Raw genomic sequence first — 20,143 nt, 5'->3', positions numbered from 1 at the left:
TTATGAAAATCGCGGATTTGTTCCGGCGTCTGTCCTACGGCCAGCTCTCCAACCTGTCGATCAGCAACAATGGCAGCGGTGAGATCGTCGAGGCGAAACATCCCCAGATGATCCAGTATGCGAATGAGGCGCTGCTCAACCTCTACACCCGGTTCGTGCTGAAGGAAAAGAACCTCCTGATCCAGCAGGTGGAGGGCATCACCAGCTACCATCTGGAGCGGAAATTCGCGGAAACCTCGGGTTCCGACGCTCCGCACCGCTACATCAAGGACCTGCCTGACGAGCCCTTCATGGGTGACTCGATCCGCATCCTGGCGGTGTACGACGAGTTCGGCCGGAAGATGCGGCTTAACGATCAGGAGGATCCTGCCTCCCTGTTCACGCCGAGCCTCAACGAGCTGCAGATCCCCCGGCCGGAACATGGCCGTCCCCTGGGGATCACCTACCAGGCCAGGCACCCGGAGCTGGATGACCGGCCGGGAAAGATAATCAATCAAGAGATTATCTTGCCATTTATTTTCGAGGCACCGCTTCAAAATTTTATCGGTTATCTGACATATTGCCATATGAACGGTCAGGAAAATATTGTAAAAGGGCAGGAATATCTGGGTGCCTACGAAGCGAAGTGCGTCGAAGTCGAGCAGCGCGATCTGGTGAACCAGACCTTCCACACATCGCAAGACAAGCTCGATGACAGAGGCTTCGTATGAGCAGCTCTCATATTTTTGGTAATCCCGACCTGACCGTCAACAGGATGGTCGGTTCCGCCTATGACACGGTGAAGTTGCTCGCCGAGAACATCGAGTACGTGAAGCACGTCTCGGCGCACCTCGAGGAGATCTGGAAGGTCGGGCAGAGCACCGATCAGATCCTGGCTCTGGAAGCCGAGCTCGCCAAGCTGGTCGGCGTCTTCGAGAACCTAACCGGTGTGCTCACGGTCTATGAGAACATCGACGAGGTGGTTGCTACCTCGGAGCACATCCCCGAGCTGACGGCGATCTTCACGATGCTCGCCAAGCTCGAGGTCATCCACGACAACCTGTCGAACATCCTGACCTACAATGTGGCCGGCTATTTCGAGGGTGGGCCTGTCGATCTTCTGGATCTCTCCGGCGCCAATCCCTCGACCTATACCGCCGGCGCCACGATCCAGGGTGTGGTGCTGGGCGCCAATACACGGATTGCTCACGCTACCGTGATCAATGGTGTCGCCACCGGCGATCCGAACAACGGCATCTGGAAGGTCAACGCCTCCGGTGCTCCGAGCCGAGCAGCCGACGCCGACACCAATGGCAAGCTCTCCCGCCATGCCTTCCAGGTGAAGTCCGGCGATCACCTTGGCGAGACCTGGTATGTCTCCAATCTGTCGATCGCCAATGTCGGCACCGATCCGATCACCATCGCCTTCGTCAGCCCTGCGCTGTCCTGGAATGGCGAGATCATCGCTGCCCGCGGCCATGAAGCCTCGGTGCTGGCCAATATCGAATTTAACTCCATTCAGGCGCTCTCGTCTCTGACCAATGCGGGCGAGCAGCGTCCCGTCGTCATCAGCGTGGGCGGTTTCCATGACCCCATCCAGCTGGACGATGTAGTGATGATCGACACGAATACCCTCCAGGCCGGCGATTGGCTTCTGGAGGTCCAGGATCTCGACGACGCCGATGTACCTTCCGAGATCTTCAACGTCAGCTTCGGCGGCTTCCATGATCCAGTGGGAACGGAACGCGAAGACGAGAGCCTGACCGGTTCCTCGTCTGGTTCGGGAAGCGGCAACGAGAACTTCTTCTCCGACGAGATCCATGCCCTGGTTCGGACCAAGATCGATACCGAACGCAAGCGGCTTATGTCGCTCAACTGCACGCCGCTGAAGCGGGTGAATACCGGATGGCGGGTCAAGCCCCGTACCGGCCAGAGCTTCGAAGCCCGTGACAACATGGCCCGTCGCTTCCTGGATGCGGCCAAGACCACGACCTTCCTCTACCATGCGGCGATGATCGGCCCGGATGTCGGCGGTGTCGACAGCGACGGAACACATACCCCATTCAACTCCGATACGCGCAAGCTCTGGACGCTCCGCGAAATGTGGACGGCCGGTACGAATACCGACACCGTCTATACCGATCAGCAGATCATCGACGGCGCCTTCACGTCGAATTCCCGTGGTGGTGGTCCGGCTCCTCTCTCGGTCTGGGCTCGTCAGTGGTTGCGCCGTGAATATCTCGGCCTGCCGCAGGACACGCGAGAGACCGCTGTTCTGGACCTGGTTTATTCCACCGCCAAGGGTGAGGGCGCCACGGCCGAAGTCTATGACGGCGTCGGCAGGACACGTCTGATCGACGGTATCCGGGTCACGAAAGAAGCAATCACGCATCACACGGTGGAGCCAACCGATCCGATCGGTTCGCAGCTCACACTGCCTTCGGCGGTTGCTCCGGTGGGTGTGGAAATCATCCACAACCTGCATGGCCAGGCGCCAAACACCGTCAACGAGACCGGCTACGGTGCTGTGATCAAGAGCTGCATCGACGCATTTGCCGCGGCGATTGCAGATCCTACGACGGGCTTCAACCAGTCGGAACCGTTCGCGTTCACCATGATGCAGCCAGGTGCGGTTGGCTGGGCCACCCAGACCAACGTGATCTGCGATCAGATGAGCGAGATGGCCGATGACGTCACCGGCGATCACAAGTTCACGTTCCTGATCGGCAATATGTGGGCGGTTCCTTCCAAGGAAGTTATGCCGCTAAAGGCTACCTTCACGGCATCGATAGCCGGCACCACGCTGACGGTGACCAGCTTCACGTCCGGCAGCCTGGCAGTCGGTGACTGCATCAATGCGGCCAATGTCTCGGCCGGCACCAAGATCACTGCGATCCCCGTCGGTGGTGGACCTGGCGCTTACACCATCAGCGTCTCTCACACGTCGGTTACATCCAGGACGATGTACGGATCGTTCGATCCGGACGCCACCAACGGTCATCCTCTGCAGGCCGGCAACATCCTCCATCTTGGCTGCCCCCAGGGTATTGCCGAGCATTACATCCTGGATCGCAACGAGAACTTCTGGACGCCGAAAATGCTGCCGGCATGGAAGTCCGGCAACAAGGCTTTGATCCCGATCTGCGCCAAGTTCCCTGGGATCCAGGAAGTGCCGGTGTTCGTCAGCACCACGCCGACGATCCTCGACAACTGGGGCATCAGCATCGAGAAGCTGGACGGTTCGGTGGCAACCATCGTGTCGAAGCGCATCGTCCCCGGCGAAGACATGATCGAGATCGAAACGGCCGAGGATCTGGCGGATTACGTCACCGTCCGAACCGGCCGTAACGATGGTGTCGCATATTTCGGCATCAACAATATCGCCGACGGGTTCACCTGCAATCTCCCGATCAAGGTCCCCTTCACGGTCGACAACACTCGCCAGATTACCGGTCACCTGGACAATCCCCGCCTTAACGGTCTTGGCCGTTATGCGGAAGATTATCCCGGACAGGTGGGCGAGATTAACTGGGGTATTAACCTCCGTCTCCACTCCACCACACTGACCGATATTTCGGAGATTGCTTAATGTCTATTTTGGCGAAAGACCGCACGATTATCCGTGCTCCTGCCCCGCGCTTCACCAAGACGGGGTACTGGAAAATTCTTACTCAGGATCCTGCTTTCCAGGCGATGGTCGATCTCCTGAATACTTACGTTCAGGGCATCTGGCGCTTCAACAAGCGTGAGAATGAGACCGATGCGATGGCAGCATTCCGCTGCGGCCGCAATCTCAAGATCGGCGCTTCGAACCTGGCTCTCGACCGTCAGTGGCCGGGTGGTCCTCCGACCTTCTTCCGGGACTATGCCCGCTTCCGAAACGACACGCCGCTGGTGACCCGAGAGTTCATCCAGAGCTTGGCCAATGGCGGTACAGGTGAGGGATCTCTGTTCGTCGTGGCCAAATGTCCCGATACGACGATCGGTACGACCGGCACCAAGCGTGCATGGCTGGCCGGCACCTACGGCAACAACCAGAACAGTGGTCTGGGTCTGTTGTTCAACAACTACCCGAACCAGCTTCAGGGTCTCGGATACCAGGTGACCGACGAAGGTTCCGGTCGGGTTCGGACCGCGGCGATCAACGTCAACACCGGAACCATCGATCTCTGGCGCATCCTGTTCCTCGACTGGGATGCGGCAACGCTCGCAGCCAGAAACCTGGCTGGCGACAGTGCGGTGCCGGCGCCTCTCACTTTGGTCGGAGGTAACGCCTATGGGACGCAACCCCTCACCATAGGCGGTCGTATCACCTCCGGTCTTAACTTCGATGCTGACACGCTGAAGGACATCGCCTTCGTCCTGCTCCTGAACAAGAAAGTGACCGACGAACAGCGGGTGTTCCTCACCGCCTTCCTACGCCTGATGTTCGACGAGACGGCGCTTCTTTATCTCAATAATCTTTCTTGATAATGCTGATTGTGCCGGGTAGAAATACCCGGCACATTTTCATGACCGATTTTTAATATAATGGGTGATTGTGATGTCGAGCGGCTACGTTCCGTTGGAGCACTTCCAGCAGACCGACAATGACCAGTCCAGCGACGTGATCCGTGACATCCCCTACGGGATGCGCCGAGAGTTCCTTACGCTGTATCCGGACACGCTCACCTTTGCCCCCCAGCAGATTAATTCCATCTCAACGGTCCAGACCATCCTGCTCAAGAACAGCGGTTATGACGCTGTCAGCATCGAGGCGGTTACCGTCGTCGGCGACTTCTCCAATCAGTCGGCCGCTCTGACCAAGATCCTCGCCGGTGAGACACTGGCACTCCAGGTGTCCTTCAATCCCAAGCGGGCAGGTGCGGCAACCGGCGGTCTCCATATCAAGGCCCTGAATGCCGCTGGCCACAAGTTCATTCCCCTCTCTGGTTCGGGTGTGCTCGCCGCCGATACGCCGACGCAATACGAGCTCACGGTTCCTGATGATGGCACCGGCGATGCTGTCGAGATCGCAAGCGGGGTCTATGCCTTCACTGGTTCGGGAACCTTCAGCGGCGCTACGCTGCAGCTTCAGTGGCGGGCGAATGTCTCCGACTCCTGGATCTCGATCCCAGGTGCTGCACTGACGGCAGCCGACACGATCTACGGCATCCCGTTGAATTCCGGACAGGCTCGCATCCTGGTGAGCGGTGCCACCGGTGCCGTGTCCGTAGACAGTTCTCTGGTGTGGTGAGGCGAAGATGGTCTCGTATTATCCCGCCGATCGGCTGAGCCAGGAGCAGAAGGCTCCGAGCGCAAGCCCGGAGTTTTCCGGCGATCCGAAAGCACCGACACAGCTTCTGACCGACAACGATCAGAGCCTGGCGACGACGGCGTTTGTCCAGGGCCTGGTTGCCCAGCTGTCCGCTACCATCACGGGTCTGCTGGAGTTCAAGGCGTCCACGGCCGAGATCGAAGGCAAGGCTGAGCTCAATGGTCCGAACTTTACCGGTGTTCCTACAGCGCCGACGGCATCGCCAGGGACCAGCACCACACAGCTGGCCACGACTGCCTTCGTTACGCTTGCCGTTACCGCGGCGGTTGCTTCGCTCCTGAACTCAGCTCCCGGTGCCTTGGATACGCTGGACGAACTTGCAGCCGCACTGGGTGACGATGCCAACTTCGCAGCCAATGTCACCAATGCCCTGGCGCTTCTGGCTCCCAAGGCTTCGCCGACTTTTACCGGAACACCTCTAGGTCCGACGGCAGCACCCGGTACCAACACCACGCAGCTCTCGACGACAGCCTTCGTGACGGCGGCAATTGCTGCCCTGGATCTGGCTAACCAGCTCAGTGCCAAGGCGAATTCCGCTTCGCCTTCCCTAACGGGAACGCCGCTGACGGTGACACCGACGATCAATGTGAACACCACCCAGATCGCCAATGCGCTGATGGTCCAGAACATCGCTGTCCTGTTCAACCCGTTCGCCTGCCACATCGCAGCAGCATCCGGAGTGGGTGCCCCCGGTAGTGCATCGGTTCGTATCGGCACCACGGTCTCGGCCAGCGTCACCTACTTCAACATCCACTACACGGACACCCTCGGCGTCGATCGCAGGGCCAAGTGGCTGGCTTCGGTGAAGGTAGGCTCGATCCTGGTTCTGAACGATGCCGGCACGCTCACCGATTGGGTCATGGGCGAAGTTACCGCGGTCACCGACAACACGACCTGGATGGCGGCAACGGTCACCTTCCTCGCTGGCTCGACCACGGCGCCGGCGGGAGCATCCGTCCTGTCAGTCATGAAAATTGGATAGGAGGCGTAAATGGCCGTCGATCTGGTAGCTCTTCGTGCTGGTCTCCTTGCGACCTACGCCGACTACAGCGAGTTCATACCCGCCCATGTAGACGCATTGACGGCCTCGCTTACAGCGCTGGATGCCCGCACCGATGCTCTTGAAGCCGACATGGCGCTCAAGGCTCCACTGACCACAACCGCCACACTGTCTTCTCGTGCGGATGCTCTGGAAGCTGGTCAGCTGCTCAAGGCGCCGAAGGAAAGCCCTACGTTCACTGGCTCTCCGGCAGCTCCGACACCGGTCTACAATTCGAACACCACCCTGTTGGCGACGACAGCATTCGCCACACAGCTGACCGGTTTTTACTCGCCTCTGTCCTGTCAGATCGGTGCATCCAGCGCTACTGGCACACCGGCGAGTGCAACTGTCCGGTTGGGCAATGCAGTCTCGGCCAGCGTTACCATCTGCAATATCCACTACACCGATACGCTGGGTGTTGATCGCAGCGCCAAATGGAAAGCCACCATCAAGGTTGGCTCCCTGTTGCTGATCAATGACGGCGGTACGCCGACCGACTGGATCCTGGTCCAAGTAACGGCGGTCACTGACAACACCACTTGGATGGCGACGACTGTGACGTTCGTCGCTGGATCCTCTGCAACTCCTTCCGGAGCATCGTTCCTTACTGTCGTAAAAATAGGCTAACCCATTATGCAAAAATCCGTTTTTTATGATCACGTCCGAGCCAGCGTCTTCGGTGGACAACTCTCCGGCCCCCAGGTTGGCGGCATGGAGCGTGTCCTCAAGGAAGCCGACCGACTGAAGGTCAACAACGAATATCTGGCCTACATCTTCGCCACCCAGGCTTGGGAAGGCGCCTATACGATGCAGCCTATCACCGAGCGAGGATCCCGGTCGTACTTCAACAAATACGAACCAGGGACAACGATCGGCCGCAACCTCGGTAACAAGAAGATCGGTGACGGCTACAAATACCGTGGCCGCGGAGACGTCATGATCACCGGCCTCGACAACTATCTTCGGGCTGGAACCGCTCTGGGTGTTGATCTGGTCAACAATCCCGACCAGGCCCTGGACCCGAAAGTGTCGGTGCAGATCCTGTTCCAGGGTATGCTCAATGGCTGGTTCACCGGCAAGAAACTGAGCACCTACTTCGACGGCGTCGACGAGAGCGACAAGGAAGATCGGGCCGAAGCTGTATCTGCCCGTCGTATCGTCAACGGCACCGACAAGGCGGATGCCATTGCCGAGTTGTTCCTCAAGTTCGAGAAAGCGCTCCGTGCTTCGAAGCGTTCGGAAACCGGCGTTCCTGTCATGGATTTTGATCCGGACGAAGTGGTCCGGCCTAAGCCGCCTATCGATTACGTCCCGGTCACCAAGCCAGAGACGCCGGCGAAGACCTCGATCTGGGCGATCATCCTCTCCTGGTTCGCAGGTGCAAAATGAAGACGCTCTACAAGTTCGGGGCGTCCTGGTGCTCGCCCTGTCAGGCCATGGATCCGCTGCTCGCTGAGATTGATCAACTCAACGTGGTCAAGGTCGACATCGAGCAGGAACCAGAGAAGGCACAGGCATTCGGTGTCCGCTCGGTGCCCACCCTCATCATCGTCGACGAGAACGAAAATCCCCTCGCAGTCAGGGCCGGCGGCATCAACCGCCACCAGCTGCAGCAACTCATCAGGAGCGTGTCGTGAAGAAGGTTTGGAATAGGATCCGTCGTTGGTTCAAGGACTCGGAGGTCATTGCACTGGCTCGCCTGCAGATGCTGCTTGGCATCCTCATGGCGGCCCTGCTCGAGGTCGATCCGCAGATCTTCTCCTTCATCATCCCGGCCAAATATCTCGGCCTGTATTTCTTCCTCTTCGGCATCCTGCTCGAGTTCCTGCGCACGATCCGTGACGACAAGATGAAAAACGACCGCTAACCGGCGGTCGATCAACTCCAGTGGTGCCTTCCAATTCTGCAATCACTGTCTTCGATTAATTGGAAAATCAGCAAGTGGAATTGGAAATGAACGACGCAGAGATCCGCCGGATCGTATCCGAGACGGTCGACGAAACCCTGACCAAGCTGGGCGTCGATCCGAACAACCCATTGGAATTCCAGAAGGACATGGCTCACATCCGTGCCTGGCGCAATAGCGTCGAGACGGTGAAGACCCAGTCCCTGACGACGGCGATCGGCATCATTACGGCCGGCATCGTCGGACTGATCTGGATGGCAATCAGCAAGAGCACACCCTGATGTTCGACGTGATCTTCTGGGTGTTCAGCTTCTGGTCCGTGTGGATCTGGGTGATCCCCCTGATCATTGTCGCAGGTGTCCTCTATCGCCTTTTCGGCTGGCGTTTCGCTACGCCAGTCCTCTCGCTAGCCGGTATTATCGGCATTTTCCTTCTGGGTCGGAAAATCGAGCGTGACAATTTCAAGAAAAACGTTGAGGATATTCAACGAAAAAGGAATATTGAATATGCGAAAATCGACGCTCGCCGTACTGGTGTTGATGACGTCGCTGACCGGTTGCGTGACGGCAAGTTCTGATTGCCCCGCTCCGACCAGCATTTCACCAGACGTCCAGGCCAAGGCCGCTGAGGAGCTCAAGTCCCTTCCTTCTGGATCGGCCTTGGGCACTGTCCTTTCCGCAACACTCGACGACCGGGACAAGCTGAGAGCCTGCCGGAAAATCCGATAATATTTTCTTTAATAATATTTTAATGGGCATTTGAGATGGCGACCGACGAACAGACACTGGCCGAGCGTCCGATCAACCCGGCAATGGCTCCGAAGCTGACAGACTGGAAAAACGAGCCGGATGTCAGGGTTCTCGCCGGCGACATGGAAGCAGCCCGTCCTGCTCATGATACTTTTGTCATGAAGGTCCGCCGCTGGGCCGAGCTGCATTCCGTCTCTGGTTCGCAGAAGCCGGCGAAGGTCAAGGGGCGTTCCAGTGTCCAGCCCAAACTGATCCGGCGCCAGGCTGAATGGCGCTATCCCGCTCTGACCGAACCGTTCAATTCCTCGGAGAAGCTGTTCGACGTCACCCCGGTCACCTTCGAAGACGGTAAGGCTGCCGAGCAGAATGAGATCGTCCTCAACTGGCAGTTCCGTACCAAGATCAACCGGGTCACATTCATCGACAATTACGTCCGGGCCTGTGTCGACGAGGGATCGGCGATCGTTCGTCTCGGATGGTGCCGGACCACGGCCACGGAAGAGCAGGAAGTTCCAGTCTGGGAATACCTGGCTCCACAGACCCAGGCGCAGATCCAGCAGCTCGAAGCGACCGTCCAGCTGAAGCAGGCCAATCCCCGTGCCTATAACGAGGATGTAAATCCAGCGCTTCAGGCTGCCGTGGATTATTTCGAGGAGACTGGCCAGCCTACCGTTGCACGTCAAAACGGAACCCAGAAGATCCCGGTCGAAAAGATTATCGACAACCGGCCGACACTCAGGGTCGAGAACCCCGAAAACTGCTGGTGGGATCCGACATGCGGTGACGATCTCGACAAGGCAGGCTTCTTCATCGTCTCCTTCGAGACGTCGCAGGCCGACCTCAAGAAGGAACCCGGCCGCTACAGGAACCTGGAATTCATCGACTGGGAAGCAGCCACCACGGTTGCTGTTCCCGACCACATGCCGCAGTCGGTCGATGTCAACTTCAATTTCAAAGACCTTATGCGCAAGAAGGTCGTGGCCTATGAATATTGGGGCTTCTACGACATCAACGGCGACGGGACACTCGTACCGATCGTTGCCACCTGGATCGGTAACACACTGATCCGCATGGAGGAAAATCCCTTCCCGGACGGCAAGATCCCGTTCGTGATCGCTTCTTATATGCCGGTCAAGCGCCAGGTCACAGGCGAACCGGATGCCGAGCTTTTGGAAGACAACCAGAAGATCCTGGGTGCTGTCTCCCGCGGCATGATCGATCTGCTTGGCCGTTCAGCCAATGCCCAGCAGGGCTTTGCCAAGGGCATGCTCGATCCGCTCAACAGGCGCCGTTTCGAGTCCGGTCAGGATTACGAATTCAACCCGCAGATGAACCCCAATGCTGGCGGTTTCATCGAGCACAAATATCCCGAGATCCCACAATCGGCTCTGGCCATGCTGACCATGCAGAACCAGGAAGCCGAGGCTCTTACCGGCGTCAAGGCATTCTCTGGCGGCATGACCGGCGAAGCCTATGGTGATGTTGCAGCCGGTATCCGCGGTATTCTGGATGCTGCCGCCAAGCGTGAAATGTCGATCCTTCGCCGGCTGGCTTCGGGCCTGGTTCTGATCGGCAAGAAGATCATCGCCATGAATGGCGCCTTCCTCTCCGAGGAAGAGGTGGTTCGTGTCACCAACGACACGTTCATCACCGTCAAGCGTGAGGATTTGGCCGGCAATTTTGACATGAAGGTCGACATCTCGACGGCCGAGATCGACAACGCCAAGGCCCAGGAACTGGGCTTCATGCTGCAGACGCTGGGCAACAGCATCGACTTCAAGATCACCAAGATCATCCTGGTGAAGATCGCCAAGCTGAAGCGTATGCCCGAGCTCGCCAAGGAGCTCGAAAACTACGAGCCTCAGCCTGATCCGATGCAGCAGCAGCTCATCCAGCTGCAGATCGAAAAGGAGAAAAAGGAGATCGAGAAGCTGCAGTCGGAGATCGACCTCAACAAGGCGAAAGCCCTCAAGGAACAGGTCGTCGCCGAGCAGAGCGCTCTCGACACGGTCGAGCAGGAAACCGGCACCAAACATGCCCGCGAGATCGAGAAGCAGCGGGCACAGGCCACCGGGAACCAGGATCTGGAGATCACCAAGGCGATCACCAAGCCCCGCAAGGCGGAAGAGAGCAAGCCGGATATTGAGGCGGCGATCGGCTACAACGAGCTGAGTAAGATCCGCAACGATCCGAGGAATGGCGGATTACCAGTTAATCAGCCGCCTATTATCTCTCAAACCCAGATGATTTAATTAAAAGCACTTGACCGGGGATTATCTCCGGTCATAAACATATAATCGCGAACTAAACCCATTTTGAAATAGGACGTATTATGTCGGAAATCGTACAGCTGGAGCGCCAGATCGAGGAGGCTAAGGCCGTCGTCGAACAGCGCGACATGATGGTCAAGCTGACTAACAACCGCGAATTCAAGAAGCTGATCGTCGAAGGTTTCATGAAGGATGAGTGCTCTCGTTACACTCACCTGTCGACCCAGCCGGGTATCAGCCTTCAGGACCGTGCCGATGCTTTGGCGGCAGCCCAGGCCGCCGGCCATCTCAAGCGCTGGATCAATGCCATCATCATGATGGGCAACAATGCCGAGGGTGAGCTGGGGGAGGCGAAGGAGCTTCTCGATGAGCTCCGGGCAGAAGCTGCTGACGCAGCTCAGGCTGAGTCCTTCACCTACGCCGGCACTGAGATCGAGGTCTGATCATGACGACCGAAGCCACAGCTGCTGGTGCTGAGACCAGCCCTGATTTTCTGGGAATGTCCGACGACGACTTCCTGAAGCTCAATGCGCCTGGAGTGCCGGCAGCTGAGGCTCCGGCCGCTGGCGAAGAAACCCCGGTTGCCACTGCTGAGCAGGATCCTCCTGCCGCGGTCGAGGAAGTAACGGAAGAAAGCAAGGTCGAGGGATCCGATGCTGCTGCCGCTGATGGCGCCGAGCCTGTTGCTGCTCCTGGTTCTGAGACCCCGGCAGCAGCCACTCCCGCAAATCTGCCGGCCGACACTGGCAAGGCCGCTGAACCAGGCAAGGCTGCAGCTCCCGTTGCTTCGGCCGGTGCGGACAAGAATGCTGCTTCCCCTGGTTCGCCGCAGGCACAGGAACCGGCTCAGGCCGAAGCAAAGCCGATCGATTACAAGGCTTTCCACGACCAGATGATGAAGCCGTTCAAGGCGAACGGTAAAACCTTCGAGCTCAAAACTCCGGAGGAAGCGCTGCGGCTGATGCAGATGGGCGTCGGCTACGGCAAGAAGATCCAGGACATGCAGCCCCACATGAAGACGCTGCGCATGCTCGAGAAGCATGACCTGCTCGACGAGGGCAAGCTGTCCTATCTCATCGAGATTAACAACAAAAATCCCGATGCGATTAAGAAATTAATCAAGGATGCGGGTATTGACCCCCTTGATCTTAATACCGGAGATAATGTAAATTATCGGCCGGTTAATCACGCTGTCAGTGATAAGGAGGTGGCGTTCACTTCGGCTCTACAGGACATCGGGTCCTCAGACGCCGGCCAGGAAACGCTCCGCCACATCAATCAGACGTGGGACGACAAGAGCAAGGATGATCTTTACGAAGAGCCAGAAATTCTAGGCGTCATCCAATCTCAGCGTGAAGACGGCACCTACGCCAAGATCACGACTGAAATCGACCGCCTGAAGACCCTCGGCTACATCCCCCAGACTACGCCGTTCCTCACGGCCTATCGGCACGTCGGAAACATGCTGTTTCCGAAGTCACCTGATCAGCAGATCCAGACACAGCCGGCAATTGCGCCGCAGCCACAAGTGATCGCTAAAAGGGCAGCCACGCCGAAGCCTCAAGCTGCGAACGGTGCTCAGGCCAATGCGGCGGCTCCCCCCAAGGGAGCAACGGTTCGCGGAAAGCCGATCACCGTCAATCCGCTCGCAATGTCGGATGACGAATTTTTGAAACAGTTTGAGGGCCGCTTCTAGGCACATCCTGGCGGCCAGGAGATTTCGAAATGTTGAATTACAACGCCCCTCCGGGCAGCAAGTCCGACATCGACGGTGGCGGTAACGCCAACCAGATGCAGACCTTCTTCTGGCTGAAGAAGTCCATCATCACTGCCCGCAAGGAGCAGTATTTCATGCCGCTCGCCGACACGGTGTCGATGCCGAAGCATTTCGGTAAGGCGATCCGTCTCTACGAGTACGTCCCCCTGCTCGACGATCGCAATATCAACGACATGGGTATCGATGCGGCCGGCGCCACGATCGCCAACGGCAACCTTTACGGTTCGTCGAAGGACATCGGCACGATCACCTCGAAACTGCCGACGCTCACCGAGAATGGTGGCCGCGTCAACCGTGTCGGCTTCACCCGTATCCAGCGGGAAGGCACGATCTCGGAATTCGGTTTCTTCACCGAGTTCACCAAGGACTCGATCGACTTCGACAGCGACGATGGTCTGATGGATCATCTGAGCCGCGAACTCATGACCGGCGCCGTACAGATGACGGAAGCCGCTCTGCAGATCGACCTGGTGACCAATGCCGGCGTCATCCACTTCGCAGGTGGTGCAACGAACAACGGCCAGGTTGCCGGTGAAGTCCTCGGTGGCCGTGCGGCGGCAATCGTCGACTACAACGACCTGATGCGTCTGGACCAGATCCTGACCGACAACCGCACCCCGAAGCATACCAAGGTGATCACGGGCTCCCGCCTGGTCGACACCAAGACGCTTCCGGCGGCTCGTGTCATGTTCGTCGGTTCGGAGCTGGTTCCGCTGCTGATGGGCATGAAGGACCTGTTCGACAACCAGGCGTTCATCGCAGTCCAGCACTACGGCGATGCCGGCACCATCCTCAACGGCGAGATCGGCACGATCCATCACTTCCGCATCATCCAGGTGCCGGAAATGCTGCATTGGGCAGGCGCCGGTGCCACGGTGGTCGACAATGACGGTTATCGCACCACGACCGTCGGCGGCAACGACAAGTACGACATCTACCCGATGCTCGTGCTCGGCGACGACAGCTGGACCACCATCGGTTTCCAGACCGACGGCAAGACGGTCAAGTTCAACGTCATGACCAAGATGCCGGGTCTCCAGACGGCGGATCGCAACGACCCCTACGGCAAGACGGGCTTCAGCTCGATCTCCTGGTGGTACGGCTTCCTGACCAAGCGTCCGGAGCGCATCGGCCTGATCAAGACGGTGGCGCCGATCTAATAGGACCTGTTGCGTCGGGTCTTACAGCGGGGGGCAGAGTTCAGGCTCTGTCCCCCATTTTCTTGAAAAGCAAACCTTCATTTTGAAAGATAATGATATGACAACGCCCTCTTCGTCCAATGAACTCTTCGCCGGCCTGCTGAACGCAGCCACCCAGGAACAGGCAGCTTCGACCGCTCCGGCCACCCCTGTCGTCGATCCAGTGGAAGAGGATGATACCCCGGCTCAGCCGTCCGAGCTCGACATGCTGAAGCAGCGGGCCAAGCTCATGGGCGTCCAGTTCTCGAACAACATCGGTGTCGAGGCTCTCAAGGCCAAGATCAACGCCAAGCTCGCCGGCGAGAGCCAGGTCGAGGAAGCTCCGGTTCCGGCCGTCGAAGCAAGCAAGCCTGCTCTGACCGAGAGGCAGATCGCCAACCTGGCTCGCAAGCAGATGCAGATGGACGCGCTTCGCCTGGTTCGCATCCGCATCACCAACCTCAACCCGAACAAGAAGGATCTGCCGGGAGAGATCTTCACGGTTTCCAATCGGGTGATCGGCGCTCAACGCAAGTTCGTCCCCTACGGCGAGGCAAGCGAGAACGGGTTCCATGTCCCGTTCATCATCTACGAGCAGCTCAAGGAACGGGAATTCCAGCAGATCCGCAACTACAAGGACAGCAACGGCCGTCCGAAACAGGAGCGCAAGCTGGTCAAGGAATTCGCGATCGAGGTCCTGCCGCAGCTCACCGAACTCGAGCTCGCCCGACTGGCGGCGTCACAGGCTGCCAAGGGTGGTCTGGATTAATAGATAATCGCTCGTCGATTATCTTCGATTTCGGGAATACGGAGTAGAAAATGCCTGCCATCCCATCCGGTGCCGATACGCTCGCCAACACCCTGTTGGCGAACCTTATCGCTGGCAAGAGCTTCGCATTCCCGACCATCGACATCTCGGATGATCTGTTCGAGCAGCCTCCGATCGATGGACCCCTTTACAGCGAGATCCCGAAGATCCAGCTGGATGACCTGACCACCGGCCAGGTGGATGGCAATGGTGTCTTCGACAAGCTGATGACCAGCCTGTCGAAGCACCTGAAGGTAGAATACGAACAGAATCGGATGACTGGTGCCCAGTACAAGGATGCCTATGTCGGCGTTGTCGGCGCCGCTCTCTCGGCCGCACAGCAGTTCGTGCTCTCCAAGGACCAGGCTTATTATGCGGCCCTCCTGGTTCAGCAGCAGGTTCAGACGGCCCGTATCCAGCAGATCACCGCACGCATTCAGCTCGAAGAGACCCGTTTCCTGGTCGTGAAGACCCAGTATGAGGCGGCGACTGCCGAGGCAGGCTATGGCCTGACCAAGATGAAGATCTCGACCGAGGATGCAACTTACGATGGGCAGGTGGCCCAGACCGCCGGCGTCAAATATACGAACGAAAATCTCCTGCCGGCACAGCTGGATGCTACGGAAAAGAACACGCTTCAGACTGTAGCCCAGACGACTGGGATCACTTACACGAACCTGAATATCCTGCCTGCCAACCTGGCTCAGCTGGAAGCCGGCACCGCTCAGACGATCGAGCAGACGGTAGGCATCGCCTATACCAACAGCGACATGCTCCCGGCTCAGAAGGACAGCGTCCTGGCGAACACCGCCCAGACGGAAGCCCAGACCGAGGGTATCGACTACACCAACGCAAACCTGTTGCCGGCCCAGCTCGACGCCACCACCAAGAGCACGCTCCAGACCGTCGCTCAAACGGTTGGCATCACGTACACCAATACCGACATCCTCCCGAGCCAGAAGGCCGACATTCTCGCCACCACCGAGAACCGTGTCGCCACAACGGAAGGGATCGATTACACGAACATCAACCTGCTCCCCGCACAGCTCGAGGCGACCCAGAAGAGCACGTTGCAGACGGTGGCCCAGACCACGGGCATCACCTACACGAACACCGATATTCTGCCGAACCAGAAAGCGGATATCATCGCTACGACGGCCAATCGTTCGGCCGAGACGGCGGGTGTGCTGTATACCAACTCCGACATCTTGCCGGCGCAGAAAGCCGACATCATTGCGACCACGGCGAACCGTACCGCGGAAACGGCAGGAACCGAGTACACCACGCTCAACCTGCTTCCGGCTCAGAAGGCGCACACCGAGGCGCAGACCGACAACATGGCTGCCCAGACGGTTGGCGTTGAATATACCAACGACAATATCCTCCCGGCGCAGCTGGCCGACATCGAAGCCACGACCCTGAACAGGGAAGCCGAGACGGCTGGCACCAGCTACAACACGGCCAATATCCTGCCGGCCCAAAAGGCTGACATCACGGCTCAGACCGCTCAGCGTACCGCTGAGACGGCGGGGATCACGTACACGAATACGGATCTCTTGCCGGCACAAAAAGCTGATCTCACAGCCAAGACGGCCCATACCACGGCCGAGACTGCCGGCGTCACCTACACCAACTCGGATATTCTGCCCTCGCAAAAGGCGGACATCCTGGCCACGACCGCAGCCCGGACGGCGGAAACCGCCGGCACGACCTACACGACGACGAATATCTTGCCCGCTCAGAAGGACGGGATCCTCGCCGACACGTCGTACAAGACTGCCCAGACGACAGGCGTCACCTATACGAACACGGACATCCTACCACAGCAGAAGGCCGCTCTTGTCGCCGAAGTTGCCCAGACCACCGAACAGACCAAGGGTGTGGTATTCACCAACGACAATCTGCTGCCGGCCAATCTGGCTCAAACTGTAGCTCAGACGGACAAGGTTGTGGCCGACACGATCGGTACGGCTTACACCAACACGAACATCCTTCCGGCCCAGAAAACCGGGCTCGACAACACCAACGCCAATCTGCTCCTGCAGGGCGAAGGTATCGAGTTCACCAACGCCAATATCCTGCCGAAGCAGGCTTCGCTGCTCACCGAGCAGACCGAGGTGCAGCGTGCCCAGACCATGGACACCCGGATGGATGGCACCACCCCGGTTACCGGCGTGCTTGGAAAGCAGAAGGATCTCTACTCTCAGCAGATCACGTCCTACCTCCGGGACAGCGAGAGCAAGGCCGTCAAGATGTGGCTCGATGCCTGGACTGTGCAGCGGACCACCGATGAAGCGTATCCGCCGCCCACACAGGTTGCCAACCTCGAGATCGATGAGATGCTGGGGATCTACCGAACCAATCTCGGCCTGGGGTCATAAGTGGGCTTCTTCAGCCCAGACAAGACTGTTGTCGTCTCCTCCGTCGTCTATAACCTGGCGGGGGAAGAAAAGGATCGTCCTCAATATCTGAAGAGCCTGGTGGTCGGAAACGTGCTTTCCGGCACCAAGGACAGCATGTCTGAGACGATCACCAACGGTTATCTCAGTGGACCGGCCATCAAGTTCCGGTCCTTTTATCGTTGGGCGAACAAGCCGGAAAACTATGGTGAAGTGGGGATGCCTACCGGCACGCTCACGACACTGGCCAGCCTGGATCCAGATCTCGTCTCACCTGTCATTCCGCATGATCCGGGAACGGTTGTATGGACCCAGAGGGTGGATCTCGATGAGGCTGATCACGCCTATTGGGCCGAGCAGTGGATCCTCGAAAACCGTCCCGCCGACATCGAAACCGAATGGTCGGCCGACTATGACGAGGATGCTAACGAGATCACGATCACCTTCGAAGATACCTCGATCGAGGTGTTCACGCCGGTTGGTTTCGATCACAACGCCGAATATGTCTATGCCTATTACATCATCGTCACGACCGACACGGTCGAGGGTGCTGTCGTTCCTGGTTCGCTGATTGACATCGATGGCGGTGTTCTACCATCCACGACAGGATGGACACTGATGAGTGAGACGCTCACCAATCATCCGGTGACGCTGCCGACCACGATCACGGTCGATACCCATGTCGTCAAATCCTATTCGGATGCTCGGCCGGATGAGGTTTCCGACGACACCGACGGTCCAACCACCTCATACAATCCGACCAGCTACGACACCTTCACCAGGGTCTGGCAGCGGGATCTCTATTACGGCGGAGATGACGAGCTCATCTACGAACGGGAGATCATGACCCAGACCCAGGCAGCCACGGTCGAGGAATATGGGCCGGATGTTGTTGTCGATGAAGACGTGGTGATTGACGAGGATACCCCGGATCCAGGAGTGGACAGGACCACCACGACAACGGTGACCACGACCACCGAAGGCGAGGAGATCGTCTACGACCGCAGCTATCAGGTCGATAAACAGGACGTCATCGTCAAAGCCTATTCGCCGATGAAGCTGATGATCTACAAGATCGGCTCCGGCAATGCTGCGCTCGATGCTCTGGTCGAGGAGAGCGCCGACTACGGTAATTTTTTCCCGTTCCTGCCGGTTCGGCTGCACAATTTCTTCCTGTCGCCGACGCACTATCCGGATGCCTATGAGCAGATCAAGAAAGCATACAAGAAGGCCACTGGTTCGAAATTCACCAAGCTGATCGACCAAATCGAGGATAATGACGATCTCGAAGACATCGACAACGCCTATATCCAATTCGGCGTCTCGCTCAACGTCGTAGAGGAAGCCTGCCGGCGCTACATCTACACGTTCCTGGAACAGCTGCAGGTGAACCAGATTGGTGGACCGGAAGCCTACCAGGACTATGTCGATCACGTCGAAGCCCAGATGGACATCGCTGAAGCCTGGCTGGCCTGGAAAGAACGCCAGCAGCGGCCCTCCGAGGATCAGAACGAATTCTCCCCTGACGTCGATCCGGAGCCGCCCCGGCCGCAGTTCAAGACCATGCCGTCGAACGGTATCAGGATCACTGGTTCCGGCGAGATCAATTCCCGTTATGACACCAGGCTGACCTGGACCTACATCACCGATGGCGAAGGTACGGGACTGGGAAAACCTGGCGCCAAGGTCAATGATTGCTGGCTCCAGTATGTCGGGTCCGACGAGATCACCCGCATGGTGTTCCGGATCCAGAACCCGAACAGCGACGATTTCTACGTCTACGAGAAGATCCGCATTTACCGGCAGCGCACGGCTGACAGCTACACCTATCTGGAAGTGGTCGGATTGGTTCACCGGAACTACGTCTATGGCGGCAAAGCCATTCGGACCACGGCAAAGCAGGCTCTTGCCGATGTCGACGAGTCGGGTTTCATAGTGCCGCTGCACTATGACACCTGGCGGCATATGTCGCTGGTCGACACCACCCAGATGGCCACGGCTTGCGTCTTCGTGGTGTTCAACTGCTACGAGATCCACAAGCAGAAATGGTACGAGACCGGGGTCTTCCGGATCCTGATCGTTATCGTCATTGCGATCGTCAGCGTGATGTTCACCGGCGGTGCGGGTGTTGGCTTACTGGGTACTCATATGAGCGTCGGTTCGGCGCTCGGCTTTTCCGGAATGACCGCGGCGATCGTCGGCTCGATCGTCAATTCAATGGCAGCCCTGGTGCTCTCCACGATGCTCGAGAAGGTTGCTCAGGCTCTTGGTCCCCTGGGTCAGATCTTCACCACCCTGGCGATGATGTTCATCGGCAACTTCGCCGGCGGTATCCAGTCTGGTTCGCTTGCCATCGACTGGAGCTCCTTCCTGCGGATCGACAATCTGCTGTCTCTGACCAATGCCATCGGCAATGCGGTGGCCGGCTTCAAGAACCTTGAGACCGCCAGCATCTATGAAGACATGCAGGATTTGGCTAAAAAGGCTGAGGCAGAAACAAAGAAAATACAGCAAGCATATTTCGACGAATTCGGTTATGGTGGTGGGCAGATCGATCCCTTCATGTTCACCAACAGGCCGAGCATGACGGTCGAGAGTTCCGACACTTTCCTCACCCGGACTTTGATGACCGGAAGCGATCTTGCGGAGATGTCCAAGGACCTGCTCAACAGCTTCTCGGACTTGAGCTTAAAACTCCCCAACGCATTTACTTAATAA

Annotated in this window: 18 protein-coding genes; all 18 read left to right on the top strand. The window is 58.0% G+C overall.

Annotated features, from left to right (window positions below; genetic code table 11):
* Nucleotides 1–2 precede the first annotated feature (2 nt).
* Nucleotides 3–710 carry a hypothetical protein gene (locus tag ABMA59_RS05935; RefSeq protein ID WP_349004380.1) on the top strand — a complete coding sequence of 236 codons (708 nt, stop codon included), beginning with the start codon at nucleotides 3–5 and terminating at the stop codon, nucleotides 708–710.
* Nucleotides 707–3,568 (top strand): hypothetical protein, encoded by a 2,862-nt coding sequence (locus ABMA59_RS05930; RefSeq protein ID WP_349004379.1) that lies wholly within the window; start codon nucleotides 707–709, stop codon nucleotides 3,566–3,568. Before ABMA59_RS05935 ends, ABMA59_RS05930 begins: the two co-directional genes overlap by 4 nt.
* Nucleotides 3,568–4,449, top strand: a complete 882-nt coding sequence (locus ABMA59_RS05925; protein ID WP_349004378.1) for a hypothetical protein — start codon at nucleotides 3,568–3,570, stop codon at nucleotides 4,447–4,449. Before ABMA59_RS05930 ends, ABMA59_RS05925 begins: the two co-directional genes overlap by 1 nt.
* Before the next feature lie 73 nt (nucleotides 4,450–4,522).
* Entirely contained in the window at nucleotides 4,523–5,215 is a 693-nt protein-coding gene (locus ABMA59_RS05920) for a hypothetical protein (protein ID WP_349004377.1), read from the top strand.
* Between the two features lie 7 nt (nucleotides 5,216–5,222).
* Nucleotides 5,223–6,278 (top strand): hypothetical protein, encoded by a 1,056-nt coding sequence (locus tag ABMA59_RS05915; protein WP_349004376.1) that lies wholly within the window; start codon nucleotides 5,223–5,225, stop codon nucleotides 6,276–6,278.
* A 9-nt stretch (nucleotides 6,279–6,287) separates the two neighbouring features.
* Nucleotides 6,288–6,965, top strand: coding sequence for a hypothetical protein (locus ABMA59_RS05910; protein ID WP_349004375.1), 678 nt, complete (start codon nucleotides 6,288–6,290; stop codon nucleotides 6,963–6,965).
* A 6-nt stretch (nucleotides 6,966–6,971) separates the two neighbouring features.
* Nucleotides 6,972–7,727, top strand: a complete 756-nt coding sequence (locus tag ABMA59_RS05905; protein ID WP_349004374.1) for a glycoside hydrolase family 19 protein — start codon at nucleotides 6,972–6,974, stop codon at nucleotides 7,725–7,727.
* Nucleotides 7,724–7,975 carry a thioredoxin family protein gene (locus ABMA59_RS05900; protein ID WP_349004373.1) on the top strand — a complete coding sequence of 84 codons (252 nt, stop codon included), beginning with the start codon at nucleotides 7,724–7,726 and terminating at the stop codon, nucleotides 7,973–7,975. The genes ABMA59_RS05905 and ABMA59_RS05900 overlap by 4 nt, the downstream gene beginning before the upstream one ends.
* Nucleotides 7,972–8,205, top strand: a complete 234-nt coding sequence (locus tag ABMA59_RS05895; protein ID WP_349004372.1) for a hypothetical protein — start codon at nucleotides 7,972–7,974, stop codon at nucleotides 8,203–8,205. The genes ABMA59_RS05900 and ABMA59_RS05895 overlap by 4 nt, the downstream gene beginning before the upstream one ends.
* Nucleotides 8,206–8,291: 86 nt before the next feature.
* Nucleotides 8,292–8,525, top strand: a complete 234-nt coding sequence (locus ABMA59_RS05890; protein ID WP_349004371.1) for a hypothetical protein — start codon at nucleotides 8,292–8,294, stop codon at nucleotides 8,523–8,525.
* Nucleotides 8,525–8,821 (top strand): hypothetical protein, encoded by a 297-nt coding sequence (locus ABMA59_RS05885; RefSeq protein ID WP_349004370.1) that lies wholly within the window; start codon nucleotides 8,525–8,527, stop codon nucleotides 8,819–8,821. The genes ABMA59_RS05890 and ABMA59_RS05885 overlap by 1 nt, the downstream gene beginning before the upstream one ends.
* A gap of 186 nt (nucleotides 8,822–9,007) precedes the next feature.
* Complete coding sequence (locus tag ABMA59_RS05880; protein ID WP_349004369.1) at nucleotides 9,008–11,245, top strand: portal protein; 2,238 nt, start codon at nucleotides 9,008–9,010, stop codon at nucleotides 11,243–11,245.
* Nucleotides 11,246–11,325: 80 nt separating this feature from the next.
* Entirely contained in the window at nucleotides 11,326–11,706 is a 381-nt protein-coding gene (locus ABMA59_RS05875; RefSeq protein WP_349004368.1) for a hypothetical protein, read from the top strand.
* 2 nt (nucleotides 11,707–11,708) lie between these two features.
* Nucleotides 11,709–12,959, top strand: coding sequence for a hypothetical protein (locus tag ABMA59_RS05870; protein WP_349004367.1), 1,251 nt, complete (start codon nucleotides 11,709–11,711; stop codon nucleotides 12,957–12,959).
* A gap of 29 nt (nucleotides 12,960–12,988) precedes the next feature.
* Nucleotides 12,989–14,200 carry a N4-gp56 family major capsid protein gene (locus ABMA59_RS05865; protein ID WP_349004366.1) on the top strand — a complete coding sequence of 404 codons (1,212 nt, stop codon included), beginning with the start codon at nucleotides 12,989–12,991 and terminating at the stop codon, nucleotides 14,198–14,200.
* A 97-nt stretch (nucleotides 14,201–14,297) separates the two neighbouring features.
* Nucleotides 14,298–14,987 (top strand): hypothetical protein, encoded by a 690-nt coding sequence (locus tag ABMA59_RS05860; RefSeq protein WP_349004365.1) that lies wholly within the window; start codon nucleotides 14,298–14,300, stop codon nucleotides 14,985–14,987.
* A 50-nt stretch (nucleotides 14,988–15,037) separates the two neighbouring features.
* The gene (locus ABMA59_RS05855) at nucleotides 15,038–17,407 is read left to right on the top strand and encodes a hypothetical protein (RefSeq protein ID WP_349004364.1); all 2,370 of its coding nucleotides are present in this window, start codon (nucleotides 15,038–15,040) and stop codon (nucleotides 17,405–17,407) included.
* The gene (locus ABMA59_RS05850) at nucleotides 17,408–20,140 is read left to right on the top strand and encodes a hypothetical protein (protein ID WP_349004363.1); all 2,733 of its coding nucleotides are present in this window, start codon (nucleotides 17,408–17,410) and stop codon (nucleotides 20,138–20,140) included.
* The last annotated feature ends 3 nt before the right edge of the window (nucleotides 20,141–20,143 follow it).

It is taken from the genome of Mesorhizobium yinganensis (assembly GCF_040081985.1).
In the GTDB taxonomy this organism is placed as follows: domain Bacteria; phylum Pseudomonadota; class Alphaproteobacteria; order Rhizobiales; family Rhizobiaceae; genus Kumtagia; species Kumtagia yinganensis.
Note: the sequence above shows the minus strand (reverse complement) of the source record. Positions and strands in the feature narration are given on the sequence as shown.

What these genes read in the sequence shown, in the direction of transcription:
- ABMA59_RS05925 (WP_349004378.1), top strand. Translation starts at nt 3,568, where the DNA reads ATGTCTATTTTGGCGAAAGACCGCACGATTATCCGTGCTCCTGCCCCG.
- ABMA59_RS05920 (WP_349004377.1), top strand. Translation starts at nt 4,523, where the DNA reads ATGTCGAGCGGCTACGTTCCGTTGGAGCACTTCCAGCAGACCGACAAT.
- ABMA59_RS05900 (WP_349004373.1), top strand. Translation starts at nt 7,724, where the DNA reads ATGAAGACGCTCTACAAGTTCGGGGCGTCCTGGTGCTCGCCCTGTCAG.
- ABMA59_RS05870 (WP_349004367.1), top strand. Translation starts at nt 11,709, where the DNA reads ATGACGACCGAAGCCACAGCTGCTGGTGCTGAGACCAGCCCTGATTTT.
- ABMA59_RS05885 (WP_349004370.1), top strand. Translation starts at nt 8,525, where the DNA reads ATGTTCGACGTGATCTTCTGGGTGTTCAGCTTCTGGTCCGTGTGGATC.
- ABMA59_RS05860 (WP_349004365.1), top strand. Translation starts at nt 14,298, where the DNA reads ATGACAACGCCCTCTTCGTCCAATGAACTCTTCGCCGGCCTGCTGAAC.
- ABMA59_RS05855 (WP_349004364.1), top strand. Translation starts at nt 15,038, where the DNA reads ATGCCTGCCATCCCATCCGGTGCCGATACGCTCGCCAACACCCTGTTG.
- ABMA59_RS05930 (WP_349004379.1), top strand. Translation starts at nt 707, where the DNA reads ATGAGCAGCTCTCATATTTTTGGTAATCCCGACCTGACCGTCAACAGG.
- ABMA59_RS05865 (WP_349004366.1), top strand. Translation starts at nt 12,989, where the DNA reads ATGTTGAATTACAACGCCCCTCCGGGCAGCAAGTCCGACATCGACGGT.
- ABMA59_RS05935 (WP_349004380.1), top strand. Translation starts at nt 3, where the DNA reads ATGAAAATCGCGGATTTGTTCCGGCGTCTGTCCTACGGCCAGCTCTCC.
- ABMA59_RS05905 (WP_349004374.1), top strand. Translation starts at nt 6,972, where the DNA reads ATGCAAAAATCCGTTTTTTATGATCACGTCCGAGCCAGCGTCTTCGGT.
- ABMA59_RS05890 (WP_349004371.1), top strand. Translation starts at nt 8,292, where the DNA reads ATGAACGACGCAGAGATCCGCCGGATCGTATCCGAGACGGTCGACGAA.
- ABMA59_RS05880 (WP_349004369.1), top strand. Translation starts at nt 9,008, where the DNA reads ATGGCGACCGACGAACAGACACTGGCCGAGCGTCCGATCAACCCGGCA.
- ABMA59_RS05910 (WP_349004375.1), top strand. Translation starts at nt 6,288, where the DNA reads ATGGCCGTCGATCTGGTAGCTCTTCGTGCTGGTCTCCTTGCGACCTAC.
- ABMA59_RS05875 (WP_349004368.1), top strand. Translation starts at nt 11,326, where the DNA reads ATGTCGGAAATCGTACAGCTGGAGCGCCAGATCGAGGAGGCTAAGGCC.
- ABMA59_RS05915 (WP_349004376.1), top strand. Translation starts at nt 5,223, where the DNA reads ATGGTCTCGTATTATCCCGCCGATCGGCTGAGCCAGGAGCAGAAGGCT.